We start from the raw sequence: 15,108 nt of genomic DNA on the forward strand, positions 1-15,108 counted from the left end.
CAAGAGAGAGGACGACACCCATGGCCCGCACAAATACCGCCCCCGCCGCATCTTTCGAGTCGCTTGAAACCGATCTCGACAAAAAGTTTGCTTATCCGGCATCCAGCAAGACCTACCTGACCGGCAGCCGCCCCGATATCCGCGTGCCGCTGCGCACGATCCTGCAGACGTCCACGCGCACGGACAAGGGCGAGATGTCCAATCCGCCGATTCCCGTGTATGACACGTCGGGCCCGTACAGCGATCCGGACATCCATATCGACCTGAAGGCCGGCCTGCCCTCGGTACGCGGCAAGTGGATCGAGGAGCGCGGCGACACCGAAGTGCTGTCCGGCCTGTCGTCGGAATACGGCCTGGCGCGCGCCGCCGATCCGGCCACCGCCCACCTGCGCTTTGCCCAGCTGACCAACCCGCGCCGCGCCAAGGCCGGCGCCAACGTGTCGCAGATGCACTATGCGCGCCGCGGCATCATCACGCCCGAGATGGAATACGTGGCGTTGCGCGAGTCGCTGAACCTGCAAGCGCTGTACGACAAGCCCGAATACAAGGCGCTGCTGCGCCAGCACCCCGGCAATGCGCTGGGTGCCGCGCTGCCGCTGCGCCCGGAAGACATGACGCCGGAATTCGTGCGCCGCGAAATCGCCGCGGGCCGCGCCATCATTCCCGCCAACATCAACCACACCGAATTGGAGCCGATGGCGATCGGGCGCAATTTCCGCGTCAAGATCAACGGCAACCTGGGCAACTCCGCCGTGACGTCGTCGCTGGCCGAGGAAGTGGAAAAGATGGTGTGGTCGATCCGCTGGGGTGCCGACACCATCATGGATCTGTCCACCGGCAAGCACATCCACGAAACGCGTGAGTGGATCCTGCGCAACTCGCCGGTGCCCATTGGCACGGTGCCCATCTACCAGGCGCTGGACAAGACCGGCGGCATCGCCGAGGACCTGACCTGGGAAATGTTCCGCGACACGCTGATCGAGCAGGCCGAGCAGGGCGTGGACTACTTCACCATCCACGCCGGCGTGCTGCTGCGCTATGTGCCGATGACCGCGGACCGTGTCACGGGCATCGTCTCGCGCGGTGGTTCGATCATGGCCAAGTGGTGCCTGGCGCATCACAAGGAAAACTTCCTGTACACGCACTTCGACGAGATCTGCGAAATCATGAAGGCGTACGACGTGTCGTTCAGCCTCGGTGATGGCCTGCGTCCGGGTTGCATCGCCGACTCCAACGACGATGCACAGTTCGGTGAGCTGCGCACGCTCGGCGAGCTGACCGACAAGGCCTGGAAGCACGATGTGCAGGTCATGATCGAAGGCCCGGGCCACGTGCCGCTGCAACGCATCCAGGCCAATATGGATGAAGAGCTCAAGCACTGCTATGAGGCCCCGTTCTACACGCTCGGACCGCTGGTGACGGACATCGCCCCCGGCTATGACCACATCACCAGCGGCATCGGTGCGGCCAACATCGGCTGGATGGGCACCGCCATGCTGTGCTACGTCACGCCGAAGGAGCACCTGGGCCTGCCGGACAAGGAAGACGTGCGCGAAGGCATCATCACCTACAAGATCGCCGCTCACGCGGCCGACCTTGCCAAGGGCTGGCCGGGCGCGCAGCTGCGCGACAACGCATTGTCCAAGGCACGTTTCGAGTTCCGCTGGGAAGACCAGTTCAACCTCGGCCTGGACCCGGAACGCGCGCGTTCGTACCACGACGCCACGCTGCCGGCCGAAGGCGCCAAGATCGCGCATTTCTGCTCGATGTGCGGTCCCAAGTTCTGCTCGATGAAGATCACGCAGGAAGTGCGCGACTACGCCGCTTCGCTCAAGCCGGAAGCCGAGAAGGGCATGCAGGAAAAGTCGATCGAGTTCGTCAAGAGCGGCAGCAAGATCTACTCGTAAGGCGTAGGGCCATGGTGCGGCGCCTGCCCGTGCAGCGCCGCACGCGAAGTACCGTGCCCCTTTCGCGAAGGGGCACGCCATGACTTAAAGGAGGCCGGTGCGCGCCATCGCGGCGCGCACCGGCACAACCATCCCCATGACAACGCAGTCGTTTGATGTGGCCGTGCTCGGCGCCGGCCTGGCCGGGCGCCTTTCCGCCTGGCAACTGGTGCGTGCCGGCCTGCGCGTGGCGCTGGTCGAGCGCGGTGGCCCCGACGGCGTTGGCTCGGCCGCGCACGTCGCCGCGGCAATGCTCGCGCCCCTGGCGGAATCCGCCATTGCCGAGCGCCGCATCGTCGAGCTTGGCACCGCCAGCGTCGACTTGTGGCGCACCTGGGTGGCCGAATTGCCGGAGCCGGTGTTCTTCCAGGAGGACGGCACGCTGGTGGTATGGCATACCCGCGACCGCAGCGAGATGTCGCTGTTTACCAGCCGGGTGCGCGCGGTGGCGCCGCCGGAATTGGTGGCCGAGCGCATGCGCGCGCTGGACGGCAATGGCGTGGCCGCGCTCGAGCCCGCGCTCGCGGGCCGTTTCTCCCAGGGGCTGCTGCTGGCCGGCGAAGGCCAGCTGGACAATCGCGGCACGCTGCGCGCGTTGCTGGCTTGCGCGGTGGCAAGCGGGCTGCATTGCGTCTGGGAGGCCGGTGAAATCGAAGCGGGCGACCTGCCCGCGCTGGGGATCTGCGCACGCACCGTGCTGGATTGCCGTGGCCTGGGCGCCCGCGCCGCCTGGCCGGGGCAGCCCGCCGCGCACGGCAGCATGCCGGGATTGCGCGGCCTGCGCGGTGAAGTCGTGCGTGTGCACGCACCCGAGGTCAAGCTGCATCGCCCGGTGCGCCTGCTGCACCCGCGTTACCCGATCTATATCGCGCCCAAGCCCAACGACCTCTACGTGATCGGCGCCACCGAGCTCGAAAGCGAAGATGATTCGCCGATGAGCGTGCGCTCCGCGCTGGAGCTGCTTTCCGCGGCGTATTCGCTGCACCCCGCCTTTGGCGAGGCGCGCGTGCTGGAACTCAACGTGCAGCGCCGCCCGACGCGCCCGGACCACCTGCCGGCCATCCGGGTCGACCAGCACGCCCGCATCGTGCGCCTCAACGGCTTGTACCGGCACGGCTTCCTGATCGCCCCGGCGGTTACCGAGGCCGCCTGCCAGGTCGTGCGGGCTTTGCTCGACGACGATCCTGCCGCGCATGCCGTGCCGGCCTCGGCGCGCTGGCCGGGCATGATCGCGGCCGCGCTCGATACCGTCACCGGCTCGCCGGTGCTGCACTGAACGACAATGACCATGGATATCCTGCTCAACGGCCGTCCGCTCGCCCTTGCCGATAACGCCACGCTGGCCGATGCGGTGGCGGGCGCGGGCATCGCGCCGCCATTTGCCGCCGCGCTCAACGGCCAGTTCGTGCCACGCGCCGCGCATGCGGCCACCGTGCTCGCCGCCGGCGATCGTATCGACCTCGTGCAACCCGTGACGGGAGGCTGACCCCAAATGACCTTCAATTCCGCAGAACCCCGGCGCGACCTGTTCGCCGACCCCTTCGTGCTCTATGGCGAGTCGTTTGCCTCGCGCCTGTTGCTGGGTACAGCGCGCTATCCGTCTCCCGCCACGCTGCAGGCCGCGGTGGAGGTGGCCCGGCCCGCCATGCTGACGGTGGCGCTGCGCCGCCAGGGCTCGGTCGGCGATGGCGAGGGCGGCCAGGCTTTCTGGCAGATGCTGCGCTCGCTGAACGTGCCGGTGCTGCCCAATACCGCTGGCTGCATGGCGCCGCAGGAAGCCATCACCACCGCCATGATGGCGCGCGAAGTGTTCGAGACCGACTGGATCAAGCTTGAGCTGGTGGGCGACGACTACACGCTGCAGCCCGATACGCTCAACCTGCCCGCCGTGGCCGAGACGCTGATCAAGGAAGGCTTCAAGGTGCTGCCGTATTGCACGGAGGACCTCGTGCTGTGCCGCCGCCTGCTGGACGTGGGCTGCCAGGCGCTGATGCCATGGGCCGCGCCCATCGGCACCGGCAAGGGCGCCGTCAATCCGCACGCCATGCGCCTGTTGCGCGAACGCTTGCCGGATACCCCGCTGATCGTGGACGCGGGCCTCGGGCTGCCGTCGCACGCGGCCCAGGTGCTGGAGTGGGGCTACGATGGCGTGCTGCTGAACACCGCCGTGGCGCAGGCTGCCTATCCGGTCAACATGGCACGCGCCTTCGCGCTGGCTGTGGACGCGGGCCGCACGGCCTACCTGGCCGGCCCCATGCCGGAGCGCGATATCGCGCAGGCCAGCACGCCGGTGGTGGGCATGCCGTTCTGGCACGCCGAAGGCGCGGAGGACCGCGCATGACCCGCAATCTTCTCCCTGCCGGCATCGACACAGCGCTGCGCGACACGCTGCTGGCGCGCTATGGCGCCACCTTCGGCACCAGCGACAAGGCCTGGCGCGCGTGGGTGCAGGGCAACGCCCCCGCCGCGCTCGGCGATGCCGACGTGGTGCTGTTCGATGGCGAGGCCGACGAGGCCACGCTGGCGCGCATTGCCGGCGCCGGCGCCATCGCCATCGAGAGCGACCGCGAGGGCGGGCAATGGAGCGACACCGTGCGCTCGCCGATGGGCACCTGGGTCTTCAGTGCCCATGCCGACGACGACACCGCGCATTCGCCGGCCTTCGTCGCCGTGCTGCTGGCTTGCCTGGCCCTGCATTTCCCCGCGCACGATGCGCTCTGCCTGGCGCGCGCCTGGCAGCCAGGCTCGTTGGACTGGCCGGTGGATTTCGTGCGCTTCCCGCACGTGCGTCACGCCGCGCTGGTCGCGCCGGAGCTGCGCGCCGAGCCCTTCGCACCGTGCCCGCGGCTGGGTTTGTACGCGGTGGTGCCCAGCGCCGAATGGATCGAGCGGCTGGTGCCGCTGGCGGTGCCCACCGTGCAGCTGCGCTTCAAGTCCGATGACGCGCAGGCCGTGCGCGGCGAGATCGAGCGCGCCGCCAAGGCCGCGCGCGGCAGCGCTTCGCGCCTGTTCATCAACGATCACTGGCGGGCTGCCATCGACTACCACGCCAGCCAGGGCGGCGACAGCGGCATCTATGGCATCCACCTCGGCCAGGAAGACCTCGACGAAGCCGACCTCGATGCGCTGCGCGCCTCCGGGCTGCGCCTTGGCGTGTCCACGCACGGCTACGCCGAGATGCTGCGCGTGGCCACCATCGGCCCGAGCTACCTTGCGCTGGGTGCGATCTTCCCGACCACCACCAAGATCATGCCGACCGCGCCGCAAGGCCTGGGCCGCTTCCACGCCTACGTCAAGCTGATGCAGCCTGTGGTGCCCTCGCTGGTGGGCATCGGCGGCGTCGATGCGGCGCGCTTGCCGGAGGTGCTGGCGGCTGGCGTTGGCAGCGCGGCCGTGGTGCGCGCGATTACCGAGGCGGCTGACGTGCCAGCGGCGGTGACGAATCTGCTCGGGATGTTTCCGGCGGCGTGATGTGCCGCCTGGCCCGGAGCGAGGGTACGCATGCGTGCGTCTGATCGCTCTCACTCCGGGAGGCCGAGCTTGCACATTCCGCCGCATACCGATGCCAGTCATTCGCCTAGCAACTCCCGAAGACGTACCCGGCCTGCCTGCCATCGAACGCGCAGCGGCTGAACTATTCCCCGAATCCGACCTGCCCCCCGCGCTGCGCCAGCAAGTCACGCCGCTCGAAGACCTGCAACACGCGCAGCGTGAGCGCCGCCTGTGGGTCGCCATCGCCCCCGACGGCACACCAGCCGGCTTCGCGCTCGCCAGCGTGCTTGGCCAGCATGCCTGTCTTGACGAGATGGACGTCCACCCTGCCCATGCCCGCCGCGGCTTCGGCCGCGCACTCGTGCGCGCCGTAGCCGATGGTTTGCGCCGGCAAGGCCTGCAGTCGCTCCACCTCACCACCTTCAGCCACCTGCCGTGGAACGCGCCGTTCTACGCAAGCCTCGGCTTTCGCCGCCTCGATGAAGCCGATCTCGGCCCGGCGCTTTGCGCCGCACTGGCGCGCGAGGCGGCGCTCGGCTTGCGCCAACGCATCGCCATGCGCCTGGCGTTGTGAGCCATGCCGGCGCCGCACTGCGTTACGATAGCGCCGTGCCATCCACTCCGGCGAACCCCATGATCTCGTCCCAGTTCGTCAGCCGTGTCACCCTGCGGCGCGACATCGTCGACAGCTTCGAGCGCTACCCCTTCAACCTGCCCGCGGTGCGCACGCTGGACGCGATGGAGATGCACCCCAAGGTGACCTTCCTGGTTGGCGAGAACGGCTCGGGCAAGTCCACGCTGATGGAAGCCATCGCCGTGGCCATGGGTTACAACGCCGAGGGCGGCTCGCGCAATTTCAGCTTCGGCACACGCCGGTCGCATTCGGTGCTGCACGAATACCTGCGCGTTGCGCGCGGCTTCAAGCGCCCGCGCGATGGCTTCTTCCTGCGCGCGGAGAGCTTCTTCAACGTGGCCACGGAAATCGAGCGCCTGGACCAGGAGCCGGCCTTCAGCCCCCCCGTCATCAACGCCTACGGCGGGCGTTCGTTGCACGAGCAATCGCATGGCGAATCGTTTCTCGCGCTGATGATGCATCGCTTTGGCGGCAATGGGCTCTACCTGCTCGACGAGCCCGAGGCGGCGCTGTCGCCGCAGCGGCAACTGGCGGTGCTGTCGCGCATCCATGATCTGGCGGAAGACGGCTCGCAGTTCATCATCGCCACGCACTCGCCGATCCTGATGGCCTATCCCAATGCGTGGATCTACACCTGCTCGCCGGACGGCGTGGCGCGGATCGACTATCAGGACACCGAGCACTTTCGCGTGACGCGCGATTTCCTGGCCAATCCCGAGCGCATGCTGCGCGTGCTGTTTGGCGACGAGCCGGGCGGCGAGACAGAGCCGGTCTAGATGCTCCGCTATCCCACGCTGATCGTTTCGCTGATGATGCTGCTTCTCACATTCAGTGGCGGGGATGCGCACTGGATCTCTGGTGTTGGCATGCTTGACCGAGCGTTGCAGGGCGGCGCCTTTGTCTGGATCTTCCTGTTTTGCTTCCTGGCCTACATTCCGCTCGTGGTGCTGGTTGCCAGCTACACGCTGCGGGATCTGCTGGCGCTCTACCTGTACAGGAACCGGCGCGCTGTCGTCAGCCTGTTCTTGTTTTCCGTGATGCCGACCATTGCGCTCTATCGCTTCAATGCCTGGTTTGTCCGGGAGATCCTGTAGGCGCTGGCAAGCGCTTGCGCTCAGCCGCGCGCGCCACGCTCTGCCTGATGAACAAGATCGAAGCCGCGGTAAGCGGTCATGTCTGCGCCATCCATATCGAAGTTGGCGCTACCATTGCGCCCGGCGACGCCGTGATGATGATCGAGTCCATGAAAATGGAGATCCCGCTCGAATCCGAATATGCTGGCGTGGTCAAGGCCATCCTGGTGCAGCCCGGCGACGCCGTCGCCGAGGGCCAGGCTGTGGTGGAACTCGCATAACGCGAATAAGGAAGCATTGTTTTGGAAAGTCCCGCTCAGATTGTCCCGGTAGCACCGGGCACGCCCGAGAAACCCTACTTCGGCATCGACGTGCCGCTGATGCGCCATCTTGGCCTGCAGCCCGTGCGGATGGAAGAGGGCCTGTGCCACACGCGCCTGCCGGTCAGCCCGTTCCTGGTCAACAGCCGGGGCGACGTGCACGGCGGCACCTTGATGGCCACGCTGGATTTCACGCTTAGCGGCGCCGCGCGCTCGCATGCGCCGCTGGAAACCGGCGTGATCACCATCGATATGTCCACGCATTTCCTGGCTGCTGCGCGCGGTGAACTGCACCTGGAAGCGCGCTGCATGCGGCGCGGCGCGCGCATCGCGTTTTGCGAGGGCGAAGTGAAGAACGCCGCTGGCGAAGTGGTGTGCGTGGCACGCGCGGCGTTCAAGCTGGTGCCGCTAAGCAGCGGCGGGGATTGACGCTTCAGGCGTTGCCGCTGGCCGCATGGTAGACCTGGGCGAAGCGCGCCTGCTGGACGATGCCGTAGTCGTTCGGCGCGTATTGCATCAGCCAGTCGCCGGCCGCGCCATGCAGCACGTCGCCGCCGGCTGAGCGGGCGATGCTGAAATCCTGGTCCATGCGTTTGGCCAGCACCACGCCCGGGATGTTCCGGTAGGCGCCATCCTGGCCGTGGGTGCCGGCTTGCAGCGGTTCGTACTTGGGGTCGAAGCGTTCGCGGGACACAACCCAGCGGTCGCCGGTGGAGCCGGTGATGATGGCGTCGCCGGGCCGGTAGCGGTTTGGCCCTTCTAGGCTGATGAGTTCGCCGGGTTCCTTGGCGAAGGCTACCTGGACGACTTCGTGTTTTTGGTAAGGGGCGGCGGCAGGGTCGGTGCGCAGGTCGATGTGGGTGAGGGTGGGCATGGTGTGGCGGATGTCGGGCTGGGGCGCAAATCATACCGCCGGTTCGCTCCCCTCTCCCACTTGTGGGAGAGGGAGAAACAGCCGTCGTCATGGCGCGCGGCTTTGGCCCGTTCGACGGCTTCGTCCAGGGCCGCTGGCTTGCTTCACCCCAGCACCCGCGGCGCAAAGCCGTGGTTCAGCGGCCCGTTGCCCGTCCCAAGCGCAAAGTCAGCGCCCGCCACGATCGCATCGGCCACGAAATCCAGCGCCACTTCCACTGCATCCACCAGCCTATCGCCGCGCGCGAGTTGTGCCGCGATGGCCGCCGCCAGTGTGCAGCCGGTGCCATGCAGGTTGCGGGTGTCGACCCGCTGATGCGTGAACACGCGCACGGTGCCGTCGGCACTTAGCAGCAGGTCGTCCAGGCCGGCATCGGCCGGATCCAGGTGCCCGCCCTTGAGCAGCACTGCCGGGCAGCCCAGCGCGACCAGGTCGCGTGCCGCCTGCTCCATTTCATCACGCCGGGTGATCTTGCGGCCCAGCAGGTAGGATGCCTCGGGCAGGTTGGGCGTGACCAGCACGGCGCGCGGGAACAGCAGGCGCACCATCGCCTGGGTAGTGGCGTCGTCCGCCAGGGTCGCGCCGGAGGTGGAGATCATGACCGGGTCCACCACCAATTGGCGAATGCCATGCCGGTCCACCGCGGCGGCTACCGCCTCGACGATGGCGGCGGTGCCCAGCATGCCCGTCTTGGCCGCATCCACGCCGATATCGCTGGCAACCGCATCGATCTGGGCCGCTACCATGTCGGCCGGGATGGCATGCACGCCGGTCACGCCGAGCGTGTTCTGCGCCGTGATGGCGGTGATGGCGCTCATGCCGAAGCAGCCCAGCGCGGCAAAGGTCTTGAGATCGGCCTGGATGCCGGCGCCGCCGCCCGAGTCGGAGCCGGCGATGGTCAGGGTGCGCGGGGGGCGGTGTGTCGTCAGGGTCATGTGCTGGGCCGGCGGTCAAGAAAAATTCATGGCGGTGGCGGTGCCAAGCGTGCCGGGGCAGGCTACAATACCGCCACTCCGAGGAGCGTTGCAACGAATGGGCCTTATTGTGCCATTCGCCAGGCTCGGACTGTCTTCAACGGCGCTCGCTGATCCGTGGCATCCACACGGAGGCGAGTCGACCTATCCGCCCGTTATGCAAAGGCCCTGGTTTTCACCATCCTTGCATGGCGCGGCCGTATTCCCCGCACTCGTCCTTCGTCGCCACTCTTCATCGGAGTGAAACATGAACGCAGTGACTGACCTGAAGAACGATTACCTCGTGGCCGACCTGGGCCTCGCCGGCTGGGGCCGCAAGGAAATCGCCATCGCCGAAACCGAAATGCCCGGCCTGATGGCCATCCGCGACGAGTACGCCGCCGCCCAGCCCCTGAAGGGCGCGCGCATCGCCGGCTCGCTGCACATGACCATCCAGACCGCCGTGCTGATCGAGACGCTGGTGGCGCTTGGCGCCGACGTGCGCTGGGCATCGTGCAACATCTTCTCGACCCAGGACCACGCTGCCGCGGCCATCGCCGCTGCGGGCACGCCGGTGTTCGCCTTCAAGGGCGAATCGCTGAAGGAATACTGGGACTTCACCCACCGCATCTTCGACTGGAAGGATGGCGGCACCCCCAACATGATCCTGGACGACGGCGGCGATGCTACGCTGCTGCTGCACCTGGGCGCCCGCGCCGAGAAGGACGCATCGCTGATCGCCAACCCCGGCAGCGAGGAAGAGACCTTCCTGTTCGCCGCGATCAAGGAAAAGCTGGCCAAGGACCCGTCCTGGTACAGCCGTAACCTGGACGCCATCAAGGGCGTGACCGAGGAAACCACCACGGGCGTGCACCGCCTGTACCAGATGGCGCAAAAGGGCGAGCTCAAGTTCCCCGCCATCAACGTCAACGACTCGGTGACCAAGAGCAAGTTCGACAACCTGTATGGCTGCCGTGAATCGCTGGTGGACGGCATCAAGCGCGCCACCGACGTGATGATCGCCGGCAAGGTTGCGCTGGTGGCCGGCTACGGCGACGTGGGCAAGGGCAGCGCGCAGGCACTGCGTGCCCTGTCGGCCCAGGTGTGGGTGACCGAAGTCGACCCGATCTGCGCACTGCAGGCCGCGATGGAAGGCTACCGCGTGGTGACCATGGAATACGCTGCCGACAAGGCCGACATCTTCGTCACCTGCACCGGCAACTACCACGTCATCACCCATGACCACATGGTCAAGATGAAGGACCAGGCCATCGTCTGCAACATCGGCCACTTTGACAACGAGATCGACATTGCCTCGCTGGAAAAGTACGAGTGGGACGAGATCAAGCCGCAGGTCGACCACGTTGTGTTCCCCGCCGTTGGCGATCAACCCAGCAAGAAGATCATCATCCTGGCCAAGGGCCGCCTGGTGAACCTGGGCTGCGGCACGGGCCACCCGTCGTACGTGATGAGCAGCTCGTTTGCCAACCAGACCATCGCCCAGATCGAACTGTGGCAGGAACGCGAAAGCGGCAAGTACCCGGTCGGCGTCTACACGCTGCCCAAGCACCTGGACGAAAAGGTCGCGCGCCTGCAGCTCAAGAAGCTCAACGCGCAGCTGTCCGAGCTGACCGAGCAGCAAGCCGCCTATATCGGTGTGAACAAGCAAGGCCCGTACAAGGCCGATCACTACCGTTATTGATCTGCCGGTGAACGGCGGCTGATCTGCGTTTGATCGACCGCCTGTGCGTCAACCCGCGGCGCCCGCGTGCCGCGGGTGCCGTGCCCCGAATCTGCCCCGAATCCGTTTTACCCAAGCGAAGGAGCCGTCATGAGATTGTTGGCCGTCTGGATCATCAACGCCGCCGCGCTGTTCCTGGTGGGCAGCCTGATCGATGGGATTCATCTTGGCGGCTTCGGCTCGGCCATGATCGCCGCGCTGGTGCTTGGCCTGGTGAATACCTTGATCCGCCCGATCCTGGTGATCCTGACCTTGCCGGTGACGCTGCTCACGCTTGGCCTGTTCATCTTCGTGATCAACGCGCTGCTGTTCCTGTTCGTGGGCAAGCTGCTGGCCGGTTTCGTGGTCACCGGCTTTGGCGCGGCCCTGCTCGGCTCGATCCTCTACAGCGTGATCTCCTGGGCCCTGTCGAGCGTGCTGCTCGGCGAACGCCGCAGCGCCTGACGCCGTCCGGCGTCCCATGCCAATTCTTCAGCGCGCCGCGCCATAGGCGGCGCGCCACCATCATGCAAGACCGCTACTTCAGCTTTGAATTCTTCCCGCCCAAGACGGCGGAGGGCGCCGAGAAGCTGCGCAACACGCGTGCGCAGCTCGCTCCGCTGCAGCCCAAGTTCATCTCGGTGACCTTCGGCGCCGGCGGCACCACCCAGCAGGGCACGCTGGACGCCGTGCTGGAGATCCAGCGCGAAGGCATCGAGGCCGCGCCGCACTTGTCGTGCGTGGGTTCCTCGCGCGAGAGCATCCGCAATATCCTCAAGACCTACCGTGACGGCGGCATCCGCCATATCGTCGCGCTGCGCGGCGACATGCCGTCGGGCATGGGCGAGATCGGCGAGTTCCGCTATGCCAACGAACTGGTGGCGTTCATCCGCGCCGAGACCGGCGACTGGTTCAACATCGAGGTGGCGGCTTATCCCGAGTACCACCCGCAGGCCAAGTCGCCCCGCCACGATCTCGAGAATTTCGTGCGCAAGGTCAAGGCCGGCGCCGACTCGGCCATCACCCAGTATTTCTTCAACGCCGATGCGTACTTCCGTTTCGTCGACGACGTGCGCGCCATGGGTGTGGACGTGCCGATCGTGCCGGGCATCATGCCGATCACCAATTCCTCGCAGCTGATGCGCTTCTCCGAGATGTGCGGTGCCGAAGTGCCGCGCTGGGTGGCCAAGCGGCTGGAAGGCTTCGGCGATGACCGCGAGTCGATCCGCGCCTTTGGCCTGGATGTGGTCACCGCGCTGTGCGAGCGCCTGCTCGCGGCCGGCGTGCCGGGGCTGCATTTCTATACGCTCAACACGGCCAGCGCGACCAAGGCCATCTGGCAGCGCCTGAAGCTCTAAGGCTTCCGCCCGCGCCAGCGACATGCCAGCCCGCCGCCCCGACCCCTTCATCGACCATCTGCTCGAGCTGCTGGGGCCGCTGGCGGCGCGCATCGGCCCGATCACCACACGCCGCATGTTTGGCGGGCACGCCCTGTACTACGACGGACTCGTGTTCGCGCTGGTGCTGGGCGGGCGCTGCTACCTGAAAGTGGACGACCAGACGCGCGCTGGCTTCGAGGCCGAGGGCGGCGAGCCGTTCCGCTACAGCCGCAACGGCCGCGAGATCTCGATGCAGCATTACCTGAGCGCTCCGCCAGCCTGCCTGGAGTCGGCCGAGGCCATGACGGCCTGGGCGCGTCTTTCCGTGGAATCCACGCTGCGGCTGGCCAACCAGGCGGGCTGAGCCGCCGCCGGGCGGTGGCATACTTTGGCCCATGGCCACCGACCCTGCCACCGTCACCGCCACGTTTCGTTTCTACGAGGAACTGAACGATTTCCTGCCGCGCGCGCAGCGCGGCCGGGATTGCGTGTGCGCCTGCGCGCGCGCCGCCACCGTCAAGCACATGATCGAAGCGCTGGGCGTGCCGCACACCGAGGTGGAGCTGATCCTGGTAAACGGCGAGTCATGCGGCTTCGAGCGCCTGCTGCAGGATGGCGACCGCGTCTCGGTCTATCCCCAGTTCGAAGCCTTCGACGTCACACCGCTGCTGCGCGTGCGCGCCGAGCCGCTGCGCGCGACCCGCTTTGTCGCCGACGCCCACCTGGGTGGTCTGGCTCACCTGTTGCGCCTGACCGGCTTCGACACGCTTTACGACAATCATTACGCCGATAGCGAGATCGAAGCCATCGCCATGCGCGAGGGCCGCATCGTGCTCACGCGGGACCGCGAGCTGCTCAAACGGCGCGGGGTCACCCATGGCTGCTACGTGCGCGCCATCAAGGCCACGCCGCAATTGCGGGAGATCTTCGCGCGGCTCGACCTGGCCCGCAGCGCGCGGCCGTTCTCGCTGTGCCTGGATTGCAATGCGCCGCTGCGGGCGATCGACAAAACCGAGGTCGACGGCCGCGTGCCGCCGGGCGTGCTTGCGCGCCAGGAGCGGTTCGTGACTTGCGATTGCTGCCAGCGAGTGTTTTGGGAGGGGTCGCATTGGCGGCATATGCGGGGTTTGGTGGATGAGTTGGTGCCTGTGGGGCGTTGTTTGTAGTTTGGGTTTTTGGCGTTGGTCGCTGTTTCTTTGTGCGGCGTTGGTTTTTGCACCCAAAGGCCATACGACATCCCCCTGCGGGGGCTGCCGGTCACTTTTCTTTGACCGGCAAAGAAAACTAACGAAAAGAAAGCCGCCCTGCCGGGGGCAGAGCAATCAGGCTTTCGAGTGTCGATGATTTCGTCGTACGGCCCGGAGTGTTGGCTAGCCGATCCTACCGGCCCAAAGGGTATCGCAATTGCATGACCCATGGGTTACGTGGTGCCGCCCCTGACCTCGTGTGCGGTGCCAGTTCCCACATCTGCCGTTCGCGGTGCGAAGTGCTGCGCCGTTTCGGACGTGGCTGGTTTCGTGGTTTTGTCTCGGAGGACGAGCGCCGCGGGTGTGAGCGCGGCCCTCGCGCACGGGCCACGGTGCCCACCACGAAACCAGAGGGGGGTGAAGCAAGGTGCCGCTCGCGCCGGTACGGCAGGGCATCAAATGGCCGGGCGCCCGCCGTCAGAGACAAAACCACGAAACCACCAGGGCAGGCAGGATCGTGGCGCTACGCACCGCGAACGGCAGATGTGGGAATGCTCACCGCGCAAAGCGATCAGGGGCACCACCACGTGACCATTGGGTAATGAAATTGCGATGACCTGTGAGCCGGTAAGGCAAAGGCCAGCCAACACTCCGGGCCGTACGACGCAACCACCGCCCCACATAAGCCTGATTGCTCTGCTCCCGGCAGGGCGGCTTTCTTTTCGTTAGTTTTCTTTGCCGGTCAAAGAAAAGTGACCGGCAGCCCCCGCAGGGGGATGTCGTATGGCCTTTGGGTGCAAAAACCAACGCCGCACAAAGAAACAGCGACCACCCCCCAACAGGATAAAGCCCATATCCCTCAAAACACCCCCCCCTCACTAACCACCCAATCCATCGGCAAATCATGCTCCTGCGGCACCAACGCAATCCGGCAGGCCTCATGCCCGATGCCGATCGCCACCGGCGTGTTCCCGCTGGCAGCCAGCGCCGCCAGCGTGCGGTCGTAGAACCCGCCGCCATAGCCCAGGCGGAACTTATCCCCGCTGAAACCGACACATGGAATGAGCAGGACGTCTGGCAGCAAGGGCGGCGTGCCGTCGGGCACGGGAATGCCGTAATGCCCGGCAACCATTGGCGTGGCCGGTTCCCACTGGTGGAAATCCAGCGGCGCGCCTGGCCGGCTTACCACCGGCAGGGCCGCTTGCCGTCCTGGAGCGCCGGCCAGCCAGCGCGAGACCACGCCACGGGCGTCGAATTCCTGCTGGATCGGCCAGTAGAAGCCCAGGCGATGCACGGGCAGGCGCTCCAGCAGGGCGGCCAGCGCGGCTTCGATGCCGGCGTCGGCGGCGGGGCGCTGCGGCAACGCGCCGCGCAGCGCCAGCAACTGTCGGCGCAGTGCCGCTCGCGGCACGCCGGAGTCGGGCTTTCCGGGCTCGCCGGAGGGGCTGCGAACGTCGTCGCTAGGCATGGCTGCGTGGGATAATGTCTGTT

Annotated in this window: 18 protein-coding genes and 1 riboswitch; of the genes, 15 read left to right on the forward strand and 3 right to left on the reverse strand. The window is 66.7% G+C overall.

Features of this window, described 5'->3' with window-relative positions; all coding sequences use genetic code 11:
* Positions 1-20 precede the first annotated feature (20 nt).
* The 10 genes from thiC to F7R26_RS01530 all read left to right on the forward strand — a co-directional run bounded on the left by thiC (position 21) and on the right by F7R26_RS01530 (position 7,894).
* On the forward strand, positions 21-1,907 hold the full coding sequence (gene thiC, locus F7R26_RS01485) for a phosphomethylpyrimidine synthase ThiC (RefSeq protein WP_035868410.1): 1,887 nt from the start codon (positions 21-23) through the stop codon (positions 1,905-1,907).
* A 136-nt stretch (positions 1,908-2,043) separates the two neighbouring features.
* Positions 2,044-3,222, forward strand: a complete 1,179-nt coding sequence (locus F7R26_RS01490; protein WP_150989920.1) for an FAD-dependent oxidoreductase — start codon at positions 2,044-2,046, stop codon at positions 3,220-3,222.
* A 12-nt stretch (positions 3,223-3,234) separates the two neighbouring features.
* Positions 3,235-3,432 carry a sulfur carrier protein ThiS gene (thiS, locus tag F7R26_RS01495; RefSeq protein WP_150989923.1) on the forward strand — a complete coding sequence of 66 codons (198 nt, stop codon included), beginning with the start codon at positions 3,235-3,237 and terminating at the stop codon, positions 3,430-3,432.
* A 6-nt stretch (positions 3,433-3,438) separates the two neighbouring features.
* Positions 3,439-4,287, forward strand: a complete 849-nt coding sequence (locus tag F7R26_RS01500) for a thiazole synthase (protein ID WP_043343126.1) — start codon at positions 3,439-3,441, stop codon at positions 4,285-4,287.
* Positions 4,284-5,417 carry a thiamine phosphate synthase gene (locus tag F7R26_RS01505; protein WP_150989925.1) on the forward strand — a complete coding sequence of 378 codons (1,134 nt, stop codon included), beginning with the start codon at positions 4,284-4,286 and terminating at the stop codon, positions 5,415-5,417. Before F7R26_RS01500 ends, F7R26_RS01505 begins: the two co-directional genes overlap by 4 nt.
* Before the next feature lie 91 nt (positions 5,418-5,508).
* Positions 5,509-6,012, forward strand: coding sequence for a GNAT family N-acetyltransferase (locus tag F7R26_RS01510; protein ID WP_241754397.1), 504 nt, complete (start codon positions 5,509-5,511; stop codon positions 6,010-6,012).
* A 59-nt stretch (positions 6,013-6,071) separates the two neighbouring features.
* Positions 6,072-6,848 carry an AAA family ATPase gene (locus F7R26_RS01515; RefSeq protein WP_150989928.1) on the forward strand — a complete coding sequence of 259 codons (777 nt, stop codon included), beginning with the start codon at positions 6,072-6,074 and terminating at the stop codon, positions 6,846-6,848.
* Positions 6,849-7,166 carry a hypothetical protein gene (locus tag F7R26_RS01520; protein ID WP_150989931.1) on the forward strand — a complete coding sequence of 106 codons (318 nt, stop codon included), beginning with the start codon at positions 6,849-6,851 and terminating at the stop codon, positions 7,164-7,166.
* 47 nt (positions 7,167-7,213) lie between these two features.
* Positions 7,214-7,426, forward strand: coding sequence for an acyl-CoA carboxylase biotin carboxyl carrier protein subunit (locus F7R26_RS01525; RefSeq protein WP_150989934.1), 213 nt, complete (start codon positions 7,214-7,216; stop codon positions 7,424-7,426).
* A 21-nt stretch (positions 7,427-7,447) separates the two neighbouring features.
* Positions 7,448-7,894: a PaaI family thioesterase gene (locus F7R26_RS01530; protein WP_150989937.1), complete on the forward strand. Its 447-nt coding sequence runs from the start codon at positions 7,448-7,450 to the stop codon at positions 7,892-7,894.
* A 4-nt stretch (positions 7,895-7,898) separates the two neighbouring features.
* Here F7R26_RS01530 and F7R26_RS01535 read toward each other — a convergent pair whose 3' ends face one another.
* Positions 7,899-8,339, reverse strand: coding sequence for a PGDYG domain-containing protein (locus F7R26_RS01535; protein WP_150989940.1), 441 nt, complete (start codon positions 8,337-8,339; stop codon positions 7,899-7,901).
* 143 nt (positions 8,340-8,482) lie between these two features.
* A complete protein-coding gene (gene thiD, locus F7R26_RS01540; RefSeq protein WP_150989943.1) occupies positions 8,483-9,313 on the reverse strand; it encodes a bifunctional hydroxymethylpyrimidine kinase/phosphomethylpyrimidine kinase in 831 nt (276 codons plus the stop codon).
* A 74-nt stretch (positions 9,314-9,387) separates the two neighbouring features.
* Positions 9,388-9,468, forward strand: a riboswitch (S-adenosyl-L-homocysteine riboswitch).
* Between the two features lie 131 nt (positions 9,469-9,599).
* On the opposite strand from thiD, the gene ahcY reads away from it, so the two are divergent.
* From ahcY to F7R26_RS01565, 5 genes are all read left to right on the forward strand, one after another.
* A complete protein-coding gene (gene ahcY, locus F7R26_RS01545; protein ID WP_150989947.1) occupies positions 9,600-11,033 on the forward strand; it encodes an adenosylhomocysteinase in 1,434 nt (477 codons plus the stop codon).
* Between the two features lie 129 nt (positions 11,034-11,162).
* On the forward strand, positions 11,163-11,516 hold the full coding sequence (locus F7R26_RS01550; RefSeq protein WP_150989950.1) for a phage holin family protein: 354 nt from the start codon (positions 11,163-11,165) through the stop codon (positions 11,514-11,516).
* Positions 11,517-11,578: 62 nt separating this feature from the next.
* Entirely contained in the window at positions 11,579-12,409 is an 831-nt protein-coding gene (gene metF, locus F7R26_RS01555) for a methylenetetrahydrofolate reductase [NAD(P)H] (protein WP_150989953.1), read from the forward strand.
* Positions 12,410-12,431: 22 nt separating this feature from the next.
* Positions 12,432-12,794, forward strand: a complete 363-nt coding sequence (locus F7R26_RS01560; protein WP_006156496.1) for a TfoX/Sxy family protein — start codon at positions 12,432-12,434, stop codon at positions 12,792-12,794.
* Between the two features lie 31 nt (positions 12,795-12,825).
* Positions 12,826-13,596, forward strand: coding sequence for a Mut7-C RNAse domain-containing protein (locus F7R26_RS01565; RefSeq protein WP_150989956.1), 771 nt, complete (start codon positions 12,826-12,828; stop codon positions 13,594-13,596).
* An 880-nt stretch (positions 13,597-14,476) separates the two neighbouring features.
* Here the strand turns inward: F7R26_RS01565 and F7R26_RS01570 are convergent.
* On the reverse strand, positions 14,477-15,085 hold the full coding sequence (locus F7R26_RS01570; protein WP_241754398.1) for a 5-formyltetrahydrofolate cyclo-ligase: 609 nt from the start codon (positions 15,083-15,085) through the stop codon (positions 14,477-14,479).
* Between the last annotated feature and the right edge of the window lie 23 nt (positions 15,086-15,108).

The sequence above is a fragment of the Cupriavidus basilensis genome (assembly GCF_008801925.2).
GTDB classification, from domain to species: domain Bacteria; phylum Pseudomonadota; class Gammaproteobacteria; order Burkholderiales; family Burkholderiaceae; genus Cupriavidus; species Cupriavidus basilensis.

What these genes read in the sequence shown, in the direction of transcription:
- thiC (WP_035868410.1), top strand. Translation starts at nt 21, where the DNA reads ATGGCCCGCACAAATACCGCCCCCGCCGCATCTTTCGAGTCGCTTGAA.
- F7R26_RS01490 (WP_150989920.1), top strand. Translation starts at nt 2,044, where the DNA reads ATGACAACGCAGTCGTTTGATGTGGCCGTGCTCGGCGCCGGCCTGGCC.
- thiS (WP_150989923.1), top strand. Translation starts at nt 3,235, where the DNA reads ATGGATATCCTGCTCAACGGCCGTCCGCTCGCCCTTGCCGATAACGCC.
- F7R26_RS01500 (WP_043343126.1), top strand. Translation starts at nt 3,439, where the DNA reads ATGACCTTCAATTCCGCAGAACCCCGGCGCGACCTGTTCGCCGACCCC.
- F7R26_RS01505 (WP_150989925.1), top strand. Translation starts at nt 4,284, where the DNA reads ATGACCCGCAATCTTCTCCCTGCCGGCATCGACACAGCGCTGCGCGAC.
- F7R26_RS01510 (WP_241754397.1), top strand. Translation starts at nt 5,509, where the DNA reads ATGCCAGTCATTCGCCTAGCAACTCCCGAAGACGTACCCGGCCTGCCT.
- F7R26_RS01515 (WP_150989928.1), top strand. Translation starts at nt 6,072, where the DNA reads ATGATCTCGTCCCAGTTCGTCAGCCGTGTCACCCTGCGGCGCGACATC.
- F7R26_RS01520 (WP_150989931.1), top strand. Translation starts at nt 6,849, where the DNA reads ATGCTCCGCTATCCCACGCTGATCGTTTCGCTGATGATGCTGCTTCTC.
- F7R26_RS01525 (WP_150989934.1), top strand. Translation starts at nt 7,214, where the DNA reads ATGAACAAGATCGAAGCCGCGGTAAGCGGTCATGTCTGCGCCATCCAT.
- F7R26_RS01535 (WP_150989940.1), bottom strand. Translation starts at nt 8,339, where the DNA reads ATGCCCACCCTCACCCACATCGACCTGCGCACCGACCCTGCCGCCGCC.
- thiD (WP_150989943.1), bottom strand. Translation starts at nt 9,313, where the DNA reads ATGACCCTGACGACACACCGCCCCCCGCGCACCCTGACCATCGCCGGC.
- ahcY (WP_150989947.1), top strand. Translation starts at nt 9,600, where the DNA reads ATGAACGCAGTGACTGACCTGAAGAACGATTACCTCGTGGCCGACCTG.
- F7R26_RS01550 (WP_150989950.1), top strand. Translation starts at nt 11,163, where the DNA reads ATGAGATTGTTGGCCGTCTGGATCATCAACGCCGCCGCGCTGTTCCTG.
- metF (WP_150989953.1), top strand. Translation starts at nt 11,579, where the DNA reads ATGCAAGACCGCTACTTCAGCTTTGAATTCTTCCCGCCCAAGACGGCG.
- F7R26_RS01560 (WP_006156496.1), top strand. Translation starts at nt 12,432, where the DNA reads ATGCCAGCCCGCCGCCCCGACCCCTTCATCGACCATCTGCTCGAGCTG.
- F7R26_RS01565 (WP_150989956.1), top strand. Translation starts at nt 12,826, where the DNA reads ATGGCCACCGACCCTGCCACCGTCACCGCCACGTTTCGTTTCTACGAG.
- F7R26_RS01570 (WP_241754398.1), bottom strand. Translation starts at nt 15,085, where the DNA reads ATGCCTAGCGACGACGTTCGCAGCCCCTCCGGCGAGCCCGGAAAGCCC.